At 66.3% G+C, this 16,814-nt stretch carries 13 protein-coding genes and 1 riboswitch; of the genes, 6 read left to right on the forward strand and 7 right to left on the reverse strand.

Annotated elements, in window-relative coordinates; all coding sequences use genetic code 11:
• Positions 1-2: 2 nt before the first annotated feature.
• Positions 3-644, reverse strand: a complete 642-nt coding sequence (locus tag CCUG20998_RS14330; RefSeq protein WP_020729166.1) for a cutinase family protein — start codon at positions 642-644, stop codon at positions 3-5.
• A gap of 104 nt (positions 645-748) precedes the next feature.
• Positions 749-2,017 (reverse strand): YcaO-like family protein, encoded by a 1,269-nt coding sequence (locus CCUG20998_RS14335; RefSeq protein WP_020729167.1) that lies wholly within the window; start codon positions 2,015-2,017, stop codon positions 749-751.
• 345 nt (positions 2,018-2,362) lie between these two features.
• On the opposite strand from CCUG20998_RS14335, the gene car reads away from it, so the two are divergent.
• Positions 2,363-5,890: a carboxylic acid reductase gene (gene car / locus CCUG20998_RS14340; RefSeq protein ID WP_406682418.1), complete on the forward strand. Its 3,528-nt coding sequence runs from the start codon at positions 2,363-2,365 to the stop codon at positions 5,888-5,890.
• Positions 5,891-5,929: 39 nt separating this feature from the next.
• Here the strand turns inward: car and CCUG20998_RS14345 are convergent, their stop codons facing one another.
• Positions 5,930-6,478 (reverse strand): thioredoxin family protein, encoded by a 549-nt coding sequence (locus CCUG20998_RS14345; RefSeq protein ID WP_020725429.1) that lies wholly within the window; start codon positions 6,476-6,478, stop codon positions 5,930-5,932.
• 109 nt (positions 6,479-6,587) lie between these two features.
• A complete protein-coding gene (locus CCUG20998_RS14350; RefSeq protein WP_012394634.1) occupies positions 6,588-7,217 on the reverse strand; it encodes a nitroreductase family protein in 630 nt (209 codons plus the stop codon).
• A gap of 123 nt (positions 7,218-7,340) precedes the next feature.
• Between CCUG20998_RS14350 and CCUG20998_RS14355 the strand changes: the two genes are divergently transcribed.
• From CCUG20998_RS14355 to CCUG20998_RS14365, 3 genes are all read left to right on the forward strand, one after another.
• Positions 7,341-7,886, forward strand: a complete 546-nt coding sequence (locus tag CCUG20998_RS14355; protein ID WP_020729170.1) for a MarR family winged helix-turn-helix transcriptional regulator — start codon at positions 7,341-7,343, stop codon at positions 7,884-7,886.
• A complete protein-coding gene (locus CCUG20998_RS14360; RefSeq protein ID WP_240642801.1) occupies positions 7,883-9,049 on the forward strand; it encodes a DUF3179 domain-containing protein in 1,167 nt (388 codons plus the stop codon). Before CCUG20998_RS14355 ends, CCUG20998_RS14360 begins: the two co-directional genes overlap by 4 nt.
• A gap of 140 nt (positions 9,050-9,189) precedes the next feature.
• Positions 9,190-11,154 carry a serine/threonine-protein kinase gene (locus CCUG20998_RS14365; RefSeq protein WP_020729172.1) on the forward strand — a complete coding sequence of 655 codons (1,965 nt, stop codon included), beginning with the start codon at positions 9,190-9,192 and terminating at the stop codon, positions 11,152-11,154.
• Positions 11,155-11,361: 207 nt separating this feature from the next.
• On the opposite strand, the gene CCUG20998_RS28125 is transcribed toward CCUG20998_RS14365, so the two are convergent.
• The gene (locus tag CCUG20998_RS28125; RefSeq protein ID WP_051173365.1) at positions 11,362-11,784 is read right to left on the reverse strand and encodes a hypothetical protein; all 423 of its coding nucleotides are present in this window, start codon (positions 11,782-11,784) and stop codon (positions 11,362-11,364) included.
• An 88-nt stretch (positions 11,785-11,872) separates the two neighbouring features.
• On the opposite strand from CCUG20998_RS28125, the gene CCUG20998_RS14375 reads away from it, so the two are divergent.
• The gene (locus CCUG20998_RS14375) at positions 11,873-12,451 is read left to right on the forward strand and encodes a cyclic nucleotide-binding domain-containing protein (protein WP_020729174.1); all 579 of its coding nucleotides are present in this window, start codon (positions 11,873-11,875) and stop codon (positions 12,449-12,451) included.
• A 25-nt stretch (positions 12,452-12,476) separates the two neighbouring features.
• Here CCUG20998_RS14375 and CCUG20998_RS14380 read toward each other — a convergent pair whose 3' ends face one another.
• The gene (locus CCUG20998_RS14380; RefSeq protein ID WP_020729175.1) at positions 12,477-14,186 is read right to left on the reverse strand and encodes a PPE family protein; all 1,710 of its coding nucleotides are present in this window, start codon (positions 14,184-14,186) and stop codon (positions 12,477-12,479) included.
• A gap of 222 nt (positions 14,187-14,408) precedes the next feature.
• Positions 14,409-14,621, reverse strand: a riboswitch (cobalamin riboswitch).
• A gap of 386 nt (positions 14,622-15,007) precedes the next feature.
• Between CCUG20998_RS14380 and CCUG20998_RS14385 the strand changes: the two genes are divergently transcribed.
• Positions 15,008-15,997: a 1-aminocyclopropane-1-carboxylate deaminase/D-cysteine desulfhydrase gene (locus tag CCUG20998_RS14385; RefSeq protein WP_020729176.1), complete on the forward strand. Its 990-nt coding sequence runs from the start codon at positions 15,008-15,010 to the stop codon at positions 15,995-15,997.
• Positions 15,998-16,268: 271 nt separating this feature from the next.
• Here CCUG20998_RS14385 and CCUG20998_RS14390 read toward each other — a convergent pair whose 3' ends face one another.
• Positions 16,269-16,739: a DIP1984 family protein gene (locus CCUG20998_RS14390; protein WP_011740221.1), complete on the reverse strand. Its 471-nt coding sequence runs from the start codon at positions 16,737-16,739 to the stop codon at positions 16,269-16,271.
• Positions 16,740-16,814 lie beyond the last annotated feature (75 nt).

Here is a 16,814-nt window from a genome sequence, read left to right on the forward strand (position 1 = left end):
GTTCAGTTGAGCTTGCCGGCCGCGAATGAGGCCGCTTGGTCGGTCATCCCGGCCTGAATGTAGGAGACGTGCGCCATGATGTTGCCGCCGCCGGTGCAAATCGGGTCATCGGCGGCACACAAGTTGATCGTCTTGGCGCCATAGAGCGGGTTGATCGTCGGCAGCGGTTGACCGCCCCACAACATGCTCGAGAATCCGCTCGAGGGCTCACCGAAGAGGGCGACCGCCGCGACGTGATCGGCCACCGTGGACGGCATCGCGGTGCTGGCCAGATCGATTACCGTCGCCCCCTGCGAGTACCCGCCGAGCACGATCTTGGTGTTCGGGCAGTTAGCGACGGTGCCCTGGATGTGCGCGCTGGCATCGTCGGAACCGAGCGACGCGCTGGTGTGGTAGTCGTCGTTGGCCGGGTAGTTGACCGCGTACACGTCCACCGAGCGCCCGCCGACCTGCGAGGTCAGCGAATCGACGAAAGCCTGCCCGATGTTGCCGAGACCGGGTTCCTGGTGGGTGCCCCGGGCGAAAACTACCGCGACGTCGGAGCACGGGTCGGCAGTGGCGGTCGGACTGTAGATGGGCGCGCTCAGCACTCCCAAAGCCACCACCGCGGCACCAAGGATGCGAGCAAAACTGCGTGCGATCATTCCCAAATGCTTACACATCGGCGGCGGGGGTGCCGGTGGGGCCGGAGCTTCCGCACGTCAGGTCCCTAACTGCCGGTGCTGATGCCAGCGCCGTCAATGCGTTGTCAGCGGAGTCCGATGGCGGCCAGGCCCCGTTCGCCGGGGACCACGGCCGCGTCGGTGATCAGGTGGAAGTGCTCCAGGCCGGGTATATGGGTGTGGACTGCGGTGACCCCGTTGGAGCTGGCGTGTAGGTGCCGGAAGTAGGCAGTGAAGCCGCGCGAGTGCAACATCTGCAGCAACTGCTGTAGGTGCTGGTCTGGCGTGGACGCCACGAGGGTGTCGATAAATCCCGTCGCGGACATGGAGGTGGCGAACCTGCTGAGATCGAGCGCCATGGCGGCCTGTAACCCCGGATAGTCGGCCAGTTGACTTATCGCCAGCACACGTTTGGCGGCCTGGCCGGCTCCGGCCTGCTCTTGTTCGAGCTGGACTTGAACCAGCTCGGTTAGGGCCCGAAAGACCGAATAGTGCCGCGACAGCGAGGTTCCGCTACCCAGCAAATACTGGCCTCGGGAACCGGGGGAGTACGCCATGGTGCTGGGCACTCCCAAGTCGGTGGTGATGTCGATGAGCCAGACCTGGCGCCCGATTCGGTTCTGAACGCGGCACAGCAGCTCCAGCAGCTCGTTCGGCAGAGTTTCGGTTGCCAGCGCGACCGGCGCATCGGGTTCCTCGGCAACAAACGTTTTGGCCAGAAACAACGACAATGCGTCGCGCTCGATGGCCTCGTTTATCGCGTGCACGGTGGCTTCGGTGCGGCTCGTGCCGATCGCCGAACCGTTGTTGGACGAATAGCGCGCCACCGCTGTGTAGTCCGCGGTGTCGCCGACCTCGGCACGCCGTTCGGCGGTGGCCGCCTCCGCCCACCACGGATTGGACAGGAACTGCGGTATGGCCAAAGTGTCGCTGCCGTCGATGGTTTGATATCGCCGGCAGGCGATGTGGTTGTCGGGCTGGTCGGCGAGGATGGCCGCGTACGCTTCGCCGGATAGCGCCGAGTGTGCGATTTGCCCGCAGGGCAGTAACTCGATATTGAACGGGGTCAAGCTCTCTCGATGGATCAGGTAGTGCTCGAGCGCCTCGTAGAGGGCACCGACGCGCGCTTCGGCGACTTGGCCCTTGCCGAACCCGATGCCCTGCCGGGCTTGGCTATTGGTGTCGAACAACTCGCAGTGCCACGCGGTGGGATCACCCCCGTAGTAGCGGAACTGCGCCGTCAGGCCTAGCTCTTCGAGCAAACCCATCCCGTGGGCCTCGGACTCGGTAAGCGGTAGCTGTCGCTCACCGTGCTGGTGTCGGCCGTTGGCCGCGCTAGCCGCGATGGTCAACACTTGTCTTGCCCCAATGCATCGTGTTCACAGGAGATCTCCGACCTCCGAAGGGAGGCGCCTTTCCGGGCCCAGGTGTGCGAGCCCCTGAAACTCGGCCCGGAAAGGCGCGGTACGCGCTTTGAAACTTAGGTGCGCAGCAACTTCAGCACGGCCAGCTCAGCCGGCGTCAGCTTCGCCTCCGCGTCATCTACGGGCCGGAGCCAAGGCGATCGGGTTGGCCGAACTTTCATCCTCATCATCAATCTCCCTTCGGTGTATACCATACCCCCCCAGGGTAGTAGTATGGGCCTGCTACTTATCCGGGTCAACCTCCACGGGAGGTGAAATTTGTTGTCAATTACCTGTGTGGATACCCGTGCACAGCGGATCGCCCATCGCATCGAGCAGCTTTACTCCACCGATGCGCAATTCGCCGCCGCCCGGCCCAGTACGACGGTCGGTATCGCAATCAGCAAGTCCAGGTTGGGATTACGACAGATCATCCAGACGGTGATGGACGGATACGCGCAACGTCCGGCACTTGGGCAGCGGGCGACGCGCGTTGTTACCGATCCGAATACCGGGCGTAGCTCGGCGCAGCTGTTGGCGGAGTTCGAGACCATCACCTACCGGGAGTTGTGGAACCGCACCAATGCATTGACCAACGCATTCGCCGCCGAGGCACTTGCGGATCGCGGTCAGCGGGTCTGTGTGCTGGGATTCGCGAGCATCGACTACGCCACCATCGACTTGGCGCTGACGTTGCTCGGCGCGGTATCGGTTCCGTTGCCGACGAATGCGGCCCGCGCCCAGCTGTGCCATATCGTCTCCGAGACCCAGCCCAGCCTGATCGCCTCGAGCACCGAAAACCTGCCCGATGCAATCTCTTTGGTGCTGTCGCACCGCGCACCACACCGGGTGGTGGTGTTCGACTACCGCCCCGAACTCGACGCACACCGCGAAGCCCTCGAAGCCGCTCGCGCGCGCCTGGCCGCCATCCCGGTGACCGTCGAAACGCTCACCGCCATCATCGCGCGCGGTCGAACGGTGCGGCCGGCCGAGGCCTATTGCGGCACCCAGTCCGCTGATGCACCGGCGCTTTTGATCTATACCTCCGGAAGCACCGGGGCACCCAAGGGCGTCGTATACACCCGGAAGCGGGTGGCGGACTTCTGGCGCACCTCGAAAGCCGAGGTCGAACCGACCGAACAACGAACCGCTCCTTCGATCACCCTCAACTTCATGCCGATGAGCCACGCGAACGGCCGCCAGGTGCTCTACGGAACGCTGTCCAACGGCGGCACCGCGTATTTCACGGCCCGCAGCGACCTCTCGACGCTCTTCGATGATCTCGCGTTGGTCCGGCCCACCCAATTGGGCTTTCCACCGCGCATTTGGGACATGCTGTTGGAGAGGTTTGGGCGCGAAGTCGACCGTCGGCTCCGGGACGGCACAGCCGAGGGCGCCGACCCGGGCGCGCTGAAGGCTCGCGTGGCGGCCGACCTACGCCAGGTGCTGCTCGGCGGACGGTATGCGCTGGCGATGATGGGCTCCGCGCCAATCTCCGAGCAGATGAAAGCATCCGTCGAATCCCTGCTCGATCTGGACGTCATGGAGGGCTATGGCTCCACGGAAGCCGGAACGGTCATCATCAACAACGAGGTTCAGCGTCCCCAGGTGATCGACTACAAGCTGGTCGACGTTGCGGAACTGGGCTATTTCCTTACCGACCGGCCATATCCGCGGGGCGAACTGCTGGTCAAAACGCGGACACTGTTTTCCGGCTACTACCGGGACCCCGAAGACGGCGCCCAGGTCTTCGACCCGGACGGCTTCTACCGGACCGGCGACATCATGGCCCAAGTCGGCCCCGATCGGCTCGCCTACCTCGACCGGCGCAACAACGTGCTGAAGCTGTCGCAGGGGGAGTTCGTCGCGGTCTCGCGACTAGAAGCAATATTTGCCAATAGCCCGTTGGTCCGGCAGATCTTCGTCTATGCCAACGGTGCTCGCGCCTACCCACTGGCGGTAGTCGTGCCCACCGAGGACGCACAGTCGCGCCACGGTCGCGCCGAACTCAAGGCCGAGCTCCATACATCGCTGCACCGCGTTGCCATGTCGGCCGGTCTGGAACCCTACGAGATCCCACGCGACTTCATTGTCGAGACAACCCCCTTCACGCCGCAGAACGGCCTGCTCACCGCAATCCACAAGCTGGCCCGGCCGCACCTCACGCAGCGCTATGGCGCACGTCTGGAGCTGCTGTACACCGAGCTGGCCGACAGCCAGACCTGCCGGCTGCACCGATTGCGCCAAACCGGTGGGCGGCTGCCGGCGCTCGAGACCATCAGGCGTGCCGCCGGGGCACTGTTGGGCACGGCAACCACCGAGCCGCGGCCCGAGGCCCACTTCAAAGATCTGGGCGGGGATTCGGTATCGGCGGTGACGTTCTCCAACCTGCTACACGACATCTACGGTTTCGATGTTCCGGTCGGTGTGATCCTCGGCCCGGCAACCGATTTGCGAGCGCTGGCCAGCCACGTCGAGAGCCGGCGCGGTGCCGGATGGTCGGGGCCCAGCTTCGCGTCGGTGCACGCGCCGCGGGCGACCTCGGTGCACGCCGGCGACCTGAAACTGGCCAAGTTCCTGGACACCAAGACGCTCGCAGCTGCCACGAGCCTGCCCGCTGCCGAGGCCCGGGCACGGACGGTGCTACTCACCGGCGCAACCGGATTCCTGGGACGCTACCTGGTGCTGGAATGGCTGCGCCGGTTGCGGGCCGTCGGCGGCAAGCTGATCTGTCTGGTGCGCGCCGCGTCCGACGAACAAGCCCGGGTTCGGCTGGATACGGCCTTCGATAGCGGCGATCCGCGGCTGCTCGGGCACTTTCGGCAGCTCGCTGTCGACCGCCTGGAGGTCATCGCCGGCGATAAGAGCGAACCAGGTCTCGGTCTGGACGGCCGAACCTGGCAGCGACTGGCCGACACGGTCGACCTGATCGTCGACCCCGCCACGCTGGTCAACCACGTGCTGTCGTACCGGCAGCTGTTCGCTCCCAACGTGGCGGGCACCGCCGAGTTGCTCCGCCTCGCACTCACCACCAAACGCAAGCCCTATGCCTACGTCTCGACCGTCAGCGTGGCCAACCAGATCGAACCGTCCGCATTCACCGAAGACGCCGACATCCGGGAGATCAGCCGCACCCGAACCATCGATGACAGCTATGCCAACGGCTACACCACCAGCAAGTGGGCCAGCGAGGTGCTGTTACGTGAGGCTCACGATCTGTGCGGACTGCCGGTCACGGTCTTTCGCTGCGACATGATCCTGGCGGACACCAGCTACGCCGGCCAGCTCAACCTCGCCGATACCTTCACCCGGCTGATGCTCAGTGTGGCGGCCACCGGGATCGCGCCCGCCTCGTTCTACCGGCTGGGCCCCGACGGCAAACGCCAGCCCGCCCACTTCGACGGATTGCCCGTCGAATTCATCGCCGAGGCGGTGACCACCCTGGGGGCGCGGCGCCACGACGGGTTCCAGGTCCACCATGTGGCGAATCCGCACCACGACGGCGTTGGGTTGGACGAGTACGTCGACTGGCTAGTCGATGCCGGTTGCCCCATCCGGCGCATTCCGGACTATGACGAGTGGCTGAGTCGATTCGAGACGGCGCTGCACGCGCTGCCGGATCGCAAGCGTCGTCATTCACTGCTTCCGCTGCTGCAGAACTATCGAGAACCCGCCGAGCCGATCCGGGGCGGCATCGCGCCCGCACCACGGTTTCGCGGTGCGGTACGGCAGGCGAAAATCGGCCGCGACAACGACATTCCCCATGTCGGCCCGGCGATCATCGCCAAGTACGCCAGCGACCTGCAGCTTCTCGGCCTGGCTTGAGCGGCGAGCGCCGGGGCGAACCGGCAAATGGCGCCGTGCTCAGCGCCACTTGATGCCGCAGCCGATCGACGGCCGCTGATCGGGCTGCACCGCACGCCCCGCCAAGACCGCATCGACGGCGGCCCGGATGTCGGCGGCCGTCACCGGCAGGTCGTTGCGTGGGCGTGAGTCATCGAGTTGGCCACGGTAGACGAGTCGGCGCTCGCCATCGAACACGAAGGTGTCGGGTGTGCATGCCGCGGAGAAGGCGCGGGCGACGTCCTGGCTTTCGTCGTAGAGGTAGGGAAACGTCCACCCGTGCCGGCGAGCCTCGGCGGCCATCTGGTCCGGCCCGTCCTGGGGGTAGGTGACCGCGTCGTTGCTGGAGATGCCGACCATCGGCACACCCTGATCCGCCAGATCACGACCGAGCTGCGCGAGCCCGGCGGCGACGTGCTGGACATAGGGGCAGTGGTTGCAGATGAAGGTGACGACAAGCGCAGGACCGGTCAGCTCCTCGAGACTGACCGTGGCTCCGGTGGCCGGGTTGGGCAGTGAGAAGTGCGGTGCGGGGGTGCCCAGGGCAAGCATGGTGGATTCGATAGCCATGTCCGCCAGCGTAGGGCCAAGGGCGTAGCGCGCCACAGGGTTGCCGCGCCGCGGGTTCACGGATCCGATGCCCGGCGGATGGTCGCAATTCGGGTCCGGCGACCGGTTCCTACCGGAACGCTCGATTCCCGTATCTGTCCAGCGAAACGATCTCTGCGACGGGCCGGCGTGTGGTGGGCCCGTACTTACCGATCGGCCATCCAAGCGGCACCACCGCGCATGGCGTCACGTTCCACGGAAGGCCCAACGCACGCCGCGCCAGCACCGTGCTCCACAGCGGCACGGTGATCAGCCCCGCGCCCAGTCCCGCCGCACGCGCGGCCAGCAAGAGGTTCTGCACGGCGGGATAGATGGAACCGTAGGCGCTGCTGGTCGATATCCGCGGCCAGGGCGCGATGACGCCCCTGAGGCATGCCACCACGACAACCGGGATTTCTTCGAAGTGGTCCGCCTGCCATTGCACGGCCTTCTGCAGCCGCAGCATCTTCTCGTCGCCTCGGCGCGCGATGGAACGCCGGTAGATCGGGCCGAACAGTTGCATGGCGCGGCGATTGAGGCGGCCCAGTTTGGCGACCACCTCGCGGTCCTTGACGACGATGAACTCCCAGTTCTGCGCGTTGGAACCGGTCGGCGCCTTCATGGCCAGCTCCAGCAGATGCAGTACCAGCGAGTCGTCTACTGGGTCACTCTTGAGCCGTCGAATCGACCGTTGTGTGCGCATCGCGTCTTCCAGCGGCATGGTCAAAGGCTCTGCCTGCGTCATAACCCCGATTCCAGCACAACCAAGCCCCGGTAGCCGAGCATGCCGGAGCGATTGGGTGCGGTCTCGACGCCGCGCCCAATAATGATTAGGCTCCTAACTATGTCCGGGACGCGCAAGGTTCCTCAGCTGCCGCAGCCGATCGAGACCACCAGGCAAGAGACGCTGAAATGGGTCGCCGCGTCCGCACCCGGACTCGCCGTCGACGACGCGGAACTGGGCACCTCGTTGTTTGCCGGTTCGGTTCGGCTGGTGCGGACCGTCGACAGCCACCTGCAGCGGTACGGCCTGTCGTCCGGCCGGTTCGCGGTGCTCATCACATTGGGCGCGGCGCCAGAGGGCCGCCATACGCCCTCGGCGATCGCCGAACGCATCGCCGTACGACGACCCACCGTGACCGGGATCGTGAACGGATTGGAAAGCGCCGGACTGGTGCGCAGGAGCGCCGATCCGACAAGCCGGCGCAATCAGCTGGTGGAACTGACCGAGCGGGGGCGCCGGCTCGTCGCAGAAATCGCGCCCGACCATTTTGGGCGGTTAGCCGCGGCGATGGGGGAGTTCACGCCGGCCGAACGGGACACTCTGCGCGCCGCGATGGGCCTGCTGGACCGATTCGGTGAAGTCCTGCTCGACGAAAGGGATGCATGATGCTCGCGCTGCTCTACGTTCTGGCCCTGGTCGCACTCGTCGTCAGCACCGGCGCGTTCTATCTGACGCTCATCCCGGCTTTTCCCGCCCCCTGGGTCTACTACCACTACCGGGTGCGTAAGCCTGCGGTGTGGACTTTGTTCGCCGTGGGCGTTCTCGTCGTCGGGTGGGCGGCCCTTCGGCAGGGGACGTTTCCACTCGCCGCGCTGTGGCCTCTGCTGCTATTGGCGCTGGCAACGGTGTTCACCTACCGCCTGCACCAGGAAGTGGTGTTCCCCGCGGTGGACTTCCCGCCGATGGCACCGGATGCGCTGCGGCTGCCCCTGCACGACGACATGCAACTGGCCCTGATCGAGTACCAGGGAGTCAGCAAGGCTTACCCGCTCGACTATGTGATCCACCACCACATCGTCAACGACCGCTTCGGCGAGGCCACCGTTTCGCTGACGTACTGCGCCATGTGTCGCAGCATCATTCCGTTCGACGTCACCGACATCGGACCGCTGTTCGTCGGCTCCTTCAAGAACGCCAACATGATCGTCGCGGACCGGCGCACCAAGACGTTCTTCCAACAGGGCACCTTCAGCTCGATCGTCGGCCCGCTGCATCCGCACACGCTGAACATGATTTCGTTTCAGATCCTTTCCTGGGCCGATGTGAAACAGCTCGAGCCGCTCCCACAGGTTGTCGACGTCACCGAGAAGGATCTGCGGCCGTTCGAGCTGCCCATCCACGGAGTGTGGCGGCGGATCCTCGCCAGCCAGGCCACACCGGGATTGCGGCGCGAGGACCGCGATCAGTCGATGCCAGCCCGCACCCGGGTCGTCGGCGTTCTGGAGTCCGCAGGCCGCCCGAGCCCGGTCTATGTCAAGGACAAGCTGCTCGAGCATGGCGTGGTGAAGGACCCGGAGACGGGCTGCTACCTAGTCGCGGTGCACGGTGCCGTCAACGGTTTCCGGGCCCGCGTCGATGGACACGACGTCGCTCTGAGCCTCGGTGCGGACCTGCTGCTGCACGACAAGACCAGCGCAACAACCTGGGACCTCACCGGACACCGTGTTCGCGGTCGGCTCAATGCGAACCTCACGCCCATCGCGGTCTCCGACGAGTACTGGTTTTCCTGGAAGTACTTTCACCCCGATACCCAGGTGATCGACGTCTGAGCGCTCCGCGCGGGGCCCGCCGCACGGAGAACCCCACCCCGGCGGTCGAGATTGGGCCGTCCGTCGATGCCGCACCGGACCTGCCCGCGGGCCAATGACAGGCCACGGGCCGCGGCGGCCACCCGGCTAGGCTTTCGAATATGCCGCTGAACGAAGGTGACATTTTCGCCGGATACGTCATTCAGCGGCTGCTCGGCACCGGCGGCATGGGTGAGGTCTACCTCGCCCAGCATCCCCGTCTGCCCCGTCTGGACGCCCTCAAGATCCTGTCCCTCGACGCCACCGACGACGACGAGTTCCGCGCCAGATTCACCCGTGAAGCCGAGCTCGCGGCCACACTGTGGCATCCGCACATCGTCGGCGTGCATGACCGCGGCGAGTTCGACGGCCGGCTGTGGATCTCGATGGACTACGTGGACGGTACTGACGCCCGCCACCTGGTGGAACAGCGCTACCGGTCCGGAATGCCGCTGGAAGACGTCATCGAGATCGTGACCGCGGTGGCCGAAGCGCTGGACTTTGCGCATGAGCGTCGCCTGCTGCACCGAGACGTCAAACCGGCGAATATCCTGGTCACAGAGCCATCCGAGAGCGCCCGGCGCCGGGTACTGCTGACCGATTTCGGTATCGCCCGCGAAATCGATGACAAGCACCGTCTGACCGAGGCCCAAATGGCCATCGGCACCGTGGCCTACGCAGCACCCGAACAGCTCACCGGTAAGCCGCTTGACGGTCGCGCCGACCAATACGCGCTGGCGGCGACGGCCTTCCACCTGCTGGCCGGTGTGCCACCCTTCGATCACTCGAATCGCGCCGTGGTGGTCGGCCAACACCTCAACATGCCTCCGCCCCGGATCTCCAAGCGCCACCCCAAACTCGCGCACCTTGATGCCGCGTTCGCCAAGGCGCTGGCCAAGGATCCCGATGATCGGTATCCCCGGTGCATCGATTTCGCCAAGGCTCTTGCCGCGGGGCCCGGCAGCATCGCCGAGCACCAGGCCCGCCGCGGCGCCACATCCACCGAGCCGTTCGACGTCAACGCGGAGATGTCGGCCGAAGCGTTAGAACCCGCACGTCCGTCCGGCACGGCCCCGTCGGCGCATGCTCAGCCATACCCGTCAGAGGCAGGCGTGTCCACCGCTTCACTCGGTGCTGCCGACCAGCCCGTTGCCGGCAAGGCGCGTCACACCAAGCGGCTGGAGCGCATGACGGTGGACGGCACCGCCGTCTCGGTCCAGAAGCGACCGGCCGGACCCGAGCAGGATGAAGAAGTCTGGTTGTTCTGCGTGCAGCGCTACGAGTCGACCGGCGAACCACACACCGTCATTCCGGTCGAATTGCGCGGCACGTCAATCACCGGGCAACTCGCCAACGGCGACGCGGTCGGGGTCAGCGGAATCTGGGATGGCAGCACCCTGTTCGCCGATGCGGTCGTCAACTACACCGCCGCAAATCGGGGCCGACGGCGATCGTCGGCATTGAAGGTCGAGGGGGGCCTGAAAGAGGGCGAGGCCAGCGCACCGGCCAGACCCCCCGGTTCGAAGTCACGCAAAGGCCGGGCCTTCGCAATCGTCGCGGCGCTGCTGGCGATCGCGGCGATTGCGGTGGCCGCTGTCTTGACCCACGGGTTCGGGTTGTGGTCGACCAGCGAACCGGGTCCGGTGGTGAAAGCGCAGCAGGCCACCGTGTTCTCTCCGGGTGGTACACCCGATCATCCCGGGCAGGCCGGCCTCGCCATCGACGGCGACCCGAACTCGGCGTGGCCAACCGACACCTATGTCGATGCGACCCCGTTCCCCGCCTTCAAGCAGGGGGTGGGTCTGATACTGCGGCTTGCCAAGCCGACCGCGCTGAGCGAGGTGACCATCGACGTGCCCAGCACCGGGACCGAAGTGCAGATCCGTGCGGCCGGCAGCGCGACTCCGGCCAGCCTGTCCGACACCACTGCGCTGACGCCCAACGTGGCACTTCATCCGGGGCACAACCGCATCCGGGTGGACAGCACGACGAAAACGGCCAATGTGCTGGTGTGGATCAGCAAGCTGGGCACAACCAAGGGGGAGAGCCGTACCGCGATCTCCGACATCACGCTGCGCGCACGCTAATCCAGCACTCTCGCCCATGGCGGACCCGCCATGGCTATCTCGCCGATGGGCGCCCGCCGGCAGGACGGTTGAGAGCTGACCGGCGCTACTCGGCCTCGTCCGCCGGGCGCAGCACCGACGACGGTTGCAGTCTTCAGGTTGGTTTCAGATCGCCTGTGTATCAACACACATATGACAGGATTCGCGCACTTCACCGCAACGACTGCCCTAGTAATCGCCGGCTTCGGGGTAGTCGGTTCGGGTATGGCCACCGCTACCCAAGCCGGGGCAGCCATCGCCCAAGACAGCCCAATAATTGAACTGTCCGGTCTTGCGGAGTTCGGTCCCCAAGGACCCAACCCGCGCGACCCCGGCCCAGGTTGGCCAGGCGGACCGGGTGGACCGGGCGGACCGGGCGGACCCGGCGTGGGCGAGCTTGGGCCCGGCGGTCCCGGCGGACCGGGCGGACCCCCCGATCCAGCCGGACCGGGCGGACCCGGCGGCCCCGGCGGACCCGACGGACCACCCCCCGCTGGTCCCGCTGTCAACGGTCACGGGCTTGGCGGGCAGTCGCAGTCCCCAACCGCGGTGTAGGCGGTCCAACAACGAACGGATCCGTCGCGCACCGGAGCGGGCCGGGATCGTCGGCATGCCACCTGCAAAAATTCGTCCTCGTCTCGGGGCAAAACCCGCGTAGGCTCCACGATGTCAAGGACACATCGCAGGTCAGGGGCGCAGCATGGATGTCGACATCGAGAGCAACGCCGAAGATGCCCGTCGGCTACGCGAATTCTCCGCTTTCGACGCCTTCTCCGATGCTGAGCTGGAGCGTGTCGTGGAGGCGGCACAGCGCATTTCGCAGTCCGTGCCGTGGCCATTGATCCGCGAACAGACTCCATCAGATGCCTGCTACATCCTGCTCAGAGGGGAGGCCGGCGTCTACGTCGGCCGGGACCGCATCGCCGTACTAAGGCCCGGCGAAGTGATCGGTGAATCTGCACTTCGCCGTGGGAAACTGCGGTCTGCGACAGTAACGACAACCGGCCCGGCCGAGGTATTGCGAATCGGCCGCGACGATCTCGCCCGCCTGCTTGATGAGATTCCCGCACTGCGCGAGACCATGGAGGCCACCACCGCTCGGCATGTGCCGGTAGCCCAGCCGCCGAAGTCAAAACCCGAACGCTCACCGCTGAATGCCTCGGCGCCGACGGAAGTGGTCGAACGTTTCGAGCAGGCAGCCGCCGCTGCCGGGGTGAGCGTCGGGGCCGCGCTCGAGGATGCGCTCACCCAGTGGATCGACCGGAACCACAAGGCGTAGGCGGTCATCGACCCAGGTCTGCGGGCTAGTCCGGCGAGGGCGCCGGGTCGCCATCCCAGGTGCTCGGCATCGCAGGTGTTCGCGGGCCGTCGTCGTACCCGTCACCGGCCACCTTGATCAACCCGGCTGCGGTGCGGTCGCCGGATTTGCCGGCGACACCGGAGAACCCGAAAGTCCCCGCACTACCTGCCAAGCCGGACGCGGTGGTGATCCGCTCGCTGCCCGTCATCGAGTCGGGAGCCGTCTCCGATTCCAAATCCATGTACTCAAAGCCGCGGCCGAGCTGGCCGACCTTCGTGCGCCGGCGACGCTGCGAGCGAGCCGGCTCCGATGGGGCCGGCGCGACGACCGGCACCTCGGCACCATCGGGCCGCGGGGCCTTCTTGCGGGCGCTGGCACGTGCGGCGCTCTTGGCATCCGCGCCCAGGCCACCCACCATGTAGCCGAAATTCTCCATCCCCACTCCCAGACCAGCACCGCTTACCGGCGGTGGTGCGGTCGACGGCGGGGGCGGCGGGGCCTGCGTGAGGGTAAGGGTGCTCGCGTCCACGGGTGCTGGCGCCGGGGGAGTGGGCGGGACGTTGGGGGTTAGCGCGACCGGCGGAGCGGCGGGCGCGGCGACCGGTAGCGCCGGTGGCGGCACGGCGACCAGCGCCGCCAAACCCTTGGCACCAAGCGGCGCCAGCACCGCGCCGGCCGCCAACGGCACCAGCGGAGCGGCCAACATCGGCGCCAGCGCCGCGAGAAGCACAGCGGTCTGCTCCAGCAGGGTCTTCAGCAGCGCGATCGTATCGGTGATGATCGTGCCAATGGCTTCCACGCTGGTGAACAAGATGGTGAGGCCAATGGTCATGGGATTGCCCGACGCGAACGCGGCGGCAAGGTCGGCACCGATGAATGCGAACGTTTGTGACAGGAGGGTGACATACGTAGCAAAGTCCATCGGGTAGCCGAGGGCGAAGGCGATGTTGAGCGGGCTGAGGTAGGTGAGCGGATTGCCGAGGGTGAGCAGATACGGGTCAAATCCGGAGAACAGCGCCTGCAGGAAGGGGATGTTCGCCAGCCAATCGACGAACGGCTTGATCAACTTGTTGTAGAGGTCGACATACCCGATGTCGTTGAGCCATTGCAGAAACTGGCTTTGCCGGTCGGGAGGTAGCTCCGCTGCCTGTGCGGCGGCAGCCGCCGGCGCGGCGGCGTTCATGATCGGCGGGGCCGGGGCGGGCTGCGGCGCGGCAGCCACCGCCGTGGCCGAGACGTCCTGGTAGCCGCCCATGACCGCGGCGGCCTGAATCCACATCCGCACGTAATCGGCTTCGTTGACCGCGATTGGGATGGTGTTGATGCCGAAAAAATTCGTGACTACCAGCCCCGTATGGATCGTGTGGTTGGCCCCCAGCTCCGCCAAGGTCGGCATCGCCGCCAGGGCGGCGGTGTAGGCGGCGGCAGCGGTTTGCTGCTGACCGGCCATTGCAGCGCTGTTGGCGCTGGCCTGTATCAGCCACATCAGATATGGCACGTGGGCCGCCACGTAGATTTCGGCGGTCGGACCGTCCCACGCTCCGGCCTGTACGGCGGCGAGCAGAGCGGCCAGTTCCTCGGCCGCCTCGGCGTAGGTGATGCTCAGCGAAGTCCACTCGCCCGCGGCCACCAGCAACGAACCGGGGCCCGGGCCGCTGCTCAACAGGGCCGAATGCACCTCTGGCGGCGCCGCCATCCAGATCGGCGCGGTCATCGATCACCGCCAGCGAACCGATGCTCACCGATGTGAGGCGCGGCCGACATCCTGACGGTGTGGGCACGTGGGGCCATCAATAGTCCTCCGGTACGACGGGATGCCCGCGCCTGGTGAACCGTGGTAGCCGCTAGAGCCGATGAATGGCGCCGTCTGCCCGGCACCGTGTCTGCATACCTACGACCATCCGCCCAATCCACGAGGCGACGCGCGCCGAACACAACGTGCCCGGCGCAACTGGCAGGTCTTCGGACTCGCAGGCCCGCACCGACGATGGTGCTCCTACTAACCGTCGCTTCCCAGTCCCAGGCTGTGGGGCCAGTGCCGATGACGGTGTTCGTTCCTGCATACCGCTGCGGGACAGTCCCGGATTCCCACCGGGTTCCCTCTCACGACGAAGCCGCGAAAGCCTCCGCCGCTTGATGCCGACAACACTCAGAATGCCGCCAGCAAACCAGCTGCGCGGCTTAGATTACTCGACGCGCACGCTTTGGGCCCAACGCTCACACCTAAATCACAGCGGGAAGCCAGGCGGATAGGCGACGCTGATGCGGATTGAGATCCAAATGTAGATGGGGTGACCCCCCTCGGCGGCAGCATCAAATCCGTTCGAGGGGGAGCGGCTGGAACAGCCATGTTGGCGACGAGTTTGCTGAGGTTGGGTCACAACTGCCGTGACCGGGCTTCATATTCGCCGCCGCCGCGCTGGCATCGGTGATAATGGCCGAAGTGTGGACGTCCAATGATGCTGATGCTCGACCGGCCCAGAGGTGGCTGTTCGCGAGGTCACGGATGCGAGGCTCCCTAGGCCCGGTAGCCGCGTGAACGCCTACCTGCATCAGCGATTCCCCGAGCTGCGCACCACCCTCGAGCGCGTCACCCTCGGCGACGGTCCCACACCCGTGCGCCCCCTGTCCCATCTGATCAGCGCTTGCCCGTCGATCTGGATCAAAGACGACGGCGCCTACGGCAACGGGGGCTGGGGCGGCAACAAAGTCCGCAAACTGGAATGGCTGCTGCCCGAAGTAAGGCGCCAACGGCGAAGCACGATCCTGACCTTCGGTGGGCTGGGCACCAACTGGGGACTCGCGGCCACGCTCTACGCCGCCGAGCTGGGGATTCACACCGCTCTGGCACTCATTGACCAGCCGGTAGACGAGCATGTCGAAGCCCAGCTCGACCGCCTTCGGGCATCCGGTGCCGACATCTATCTGACGCGCTCCAAGGCCCGAACGGTGGCCGCCGCCCCGTACTTATACCTGCGCCACCGACGTCCCTACCTGCTACCGGCCGGCGGCTCCTCACCCCTGGGAGTCATCGGCTATGTCGAGGCAGCATTCGAACTCGCCGCGCAGCTTAGAGACGGTGCGCTGCCGACGCCATCGTCGATCGTCACCGCGGTCGGGTCTGGGGGTACGGTGGCCGGCCTGCACCTGGGCCTCGCGCTCGCCGGCCTGACCGATATTCAGGTGATCGGCGTCGTTGTCAACGACAAGCTGCGACTCGACCATCGATCGATCACATCGCTGGCTCGACGGGCCGCACGTCTGCTGCAAGATCGCGGCGCCAAGCTACCGTCCATCGACCTGCCTGCCGAGCGGCTGACCCTGCTGCGCGACTGGCTGGGGCCCGGTTACGGCCACCCGACCAGCCAGGGGACTCTGGCACTGAAACTCGCGCGCGAATCCGAGCATCTCGATCTCGAACCCGTCTACACGGCCAAAGCGATGGCCGCCCTGCTCGACCTGACCACCAGCGGCCGGCTGCCAGTGGGACCGACGCTCTACCTGCACACCAACGGGCCGCGGTAGCGCGCACCGGGGTGCCGTGTTGCACCCCGGTGCCGCCCGCACTGCTACGCCAAGGTGGGTGCCCCTTACCCGCCCTCGCCATCACGGATCTGCACGTGGTGATGTGCTGTGTGCTGTGCCCTATCACCGGTGCGCAATGCTGGGCTGCGATGTCAAGGAGGGAATCGAACCCTCTGCGCTGCCCTCCGCGCGCCAGCAGAGACCGGACTTTGCCCGCCGATCTTGGGCTTGTGCACGCCTCCGCGACAACTATCTGCTCCACCTCGGCCCGCTAATCCAGCAGCTCGACCTCCCAGTTGGACTGTTGGATCCGAACATCGAGCTCACGAAGTTCGCGGGCGAGCTCGTCGGCCTGGGCGCGCAGTTCGGCAACGGGCAGGGCCGGCAGCATCTTGAGCTCGGACCGCAGTTGGCGCGAGTAGGTGGGCTGGTTGCTACCGGCGGCCGCGTCCGCGGCGGCGGTGAGCACGTAGTGACGCAGACGCAGGGCGTCTCGGCGGGCCAGCGCGTCGGTCAGCGTGCCGTCCGCGCCGATCGCCGTGGCGGCGTTGGTGCGGTTGATGCGCCGGATCAGCGTCTCGTACTCATCCAGCGTCTCGCCGGCTTCGGCGAGCAGAGCCGCGGCATCCTCGGCCGGTTCCTCGCCTTCTTGATAGCGGGCGTTGCCCACGATGCGCGTGCGCAGCTGCTCGACCCGCCGCGCCGCGTTCGCGCGCAGCGATAACGCCTCTGCCAGCTTCACAATCCCTGCTCCTCAGTTCGTCAGCCCAAGCGCCGGCTCTCGCCAAGGCCCGGCCGCAAGCCCTTAGCATGATGG

This window comes from Mycobacterium marinum (assembly GCF_003391395.1).
Taxonomy (GTDB): Bacteria; Actinomycetota; Actinomycetes; order Mycobacteriales; family Mycobacteriaceae; genus Mycobacterium; species Mycobacterium marinum.

Bases quoted from the DNA above. Each gene is read 5' to 3' on its own strand.
- CCUG20998_RS14330 (WP_020729166.1), bottom strand. From the start codon at position 644: ATGATCGCACGCAGTTTTGCTCGCATCCTTGGTGCCGCGGTGGTGGCT.
- CCUG20998_RS14345 (WP_020725429.1), bottom strand. From the start codon at position 6,478: ATGGCTATCGAATCCACCATGCTTGCCCTGGGCACCCCCGCACCGCAC.
- CCUG20998_RS14350 (WP_012394634.1), bottom strand. From the start codon at position 7,217: ATGCCGCTGGAAGACGCGATGCGCACACAACGGTCGATTCGACGGCTC.
- CCUG20998_RS14355 (WP_020729170.1), top strand. From the start codon at position 7,341: ATGTCCGGGACGCGCAAGGTTCCTCAGCTGCCGCAGCCGATCGAGACC.
- CCUG20998_RS14360 (WP_240642801.1), top strand. From the start codon at position 7,883: ATGATGCTCGCGCTGCTCTACGTTCTGGCCCTGGTCGCACTCGTCGTC.
- CCUG20998_RS14365 (WP_020729172.1), top strand. From the start codon at position 9,190: ATGCCGCTGAACGAAGGTGACATTTTCGCCGGATACGTCATTCAGCGG.
- CCUG20998_RS28125 (WP_051173365.1), bottom strand. From the start codon at position 11,784: ATGCCGACGATCCCGGCCCGCTCCGGTGCGCGACGGATCCGTTCGTTG.
- CCUG20998_RS14375 (WP_020729174.1), top strand. From the start codon at position 11,873: ATGGATGTCGACATCGAGAGCAACGCCGAAGATGCCCGTCGGCTACGC.
- CCUG20998_RS14380 (WP_020729175.1), bottom strand. From the start codon at position 14,186: ATGACCGCGCCGATCTGGATGGCGGCGCCGCCAGAGGTGCATTCGGCC.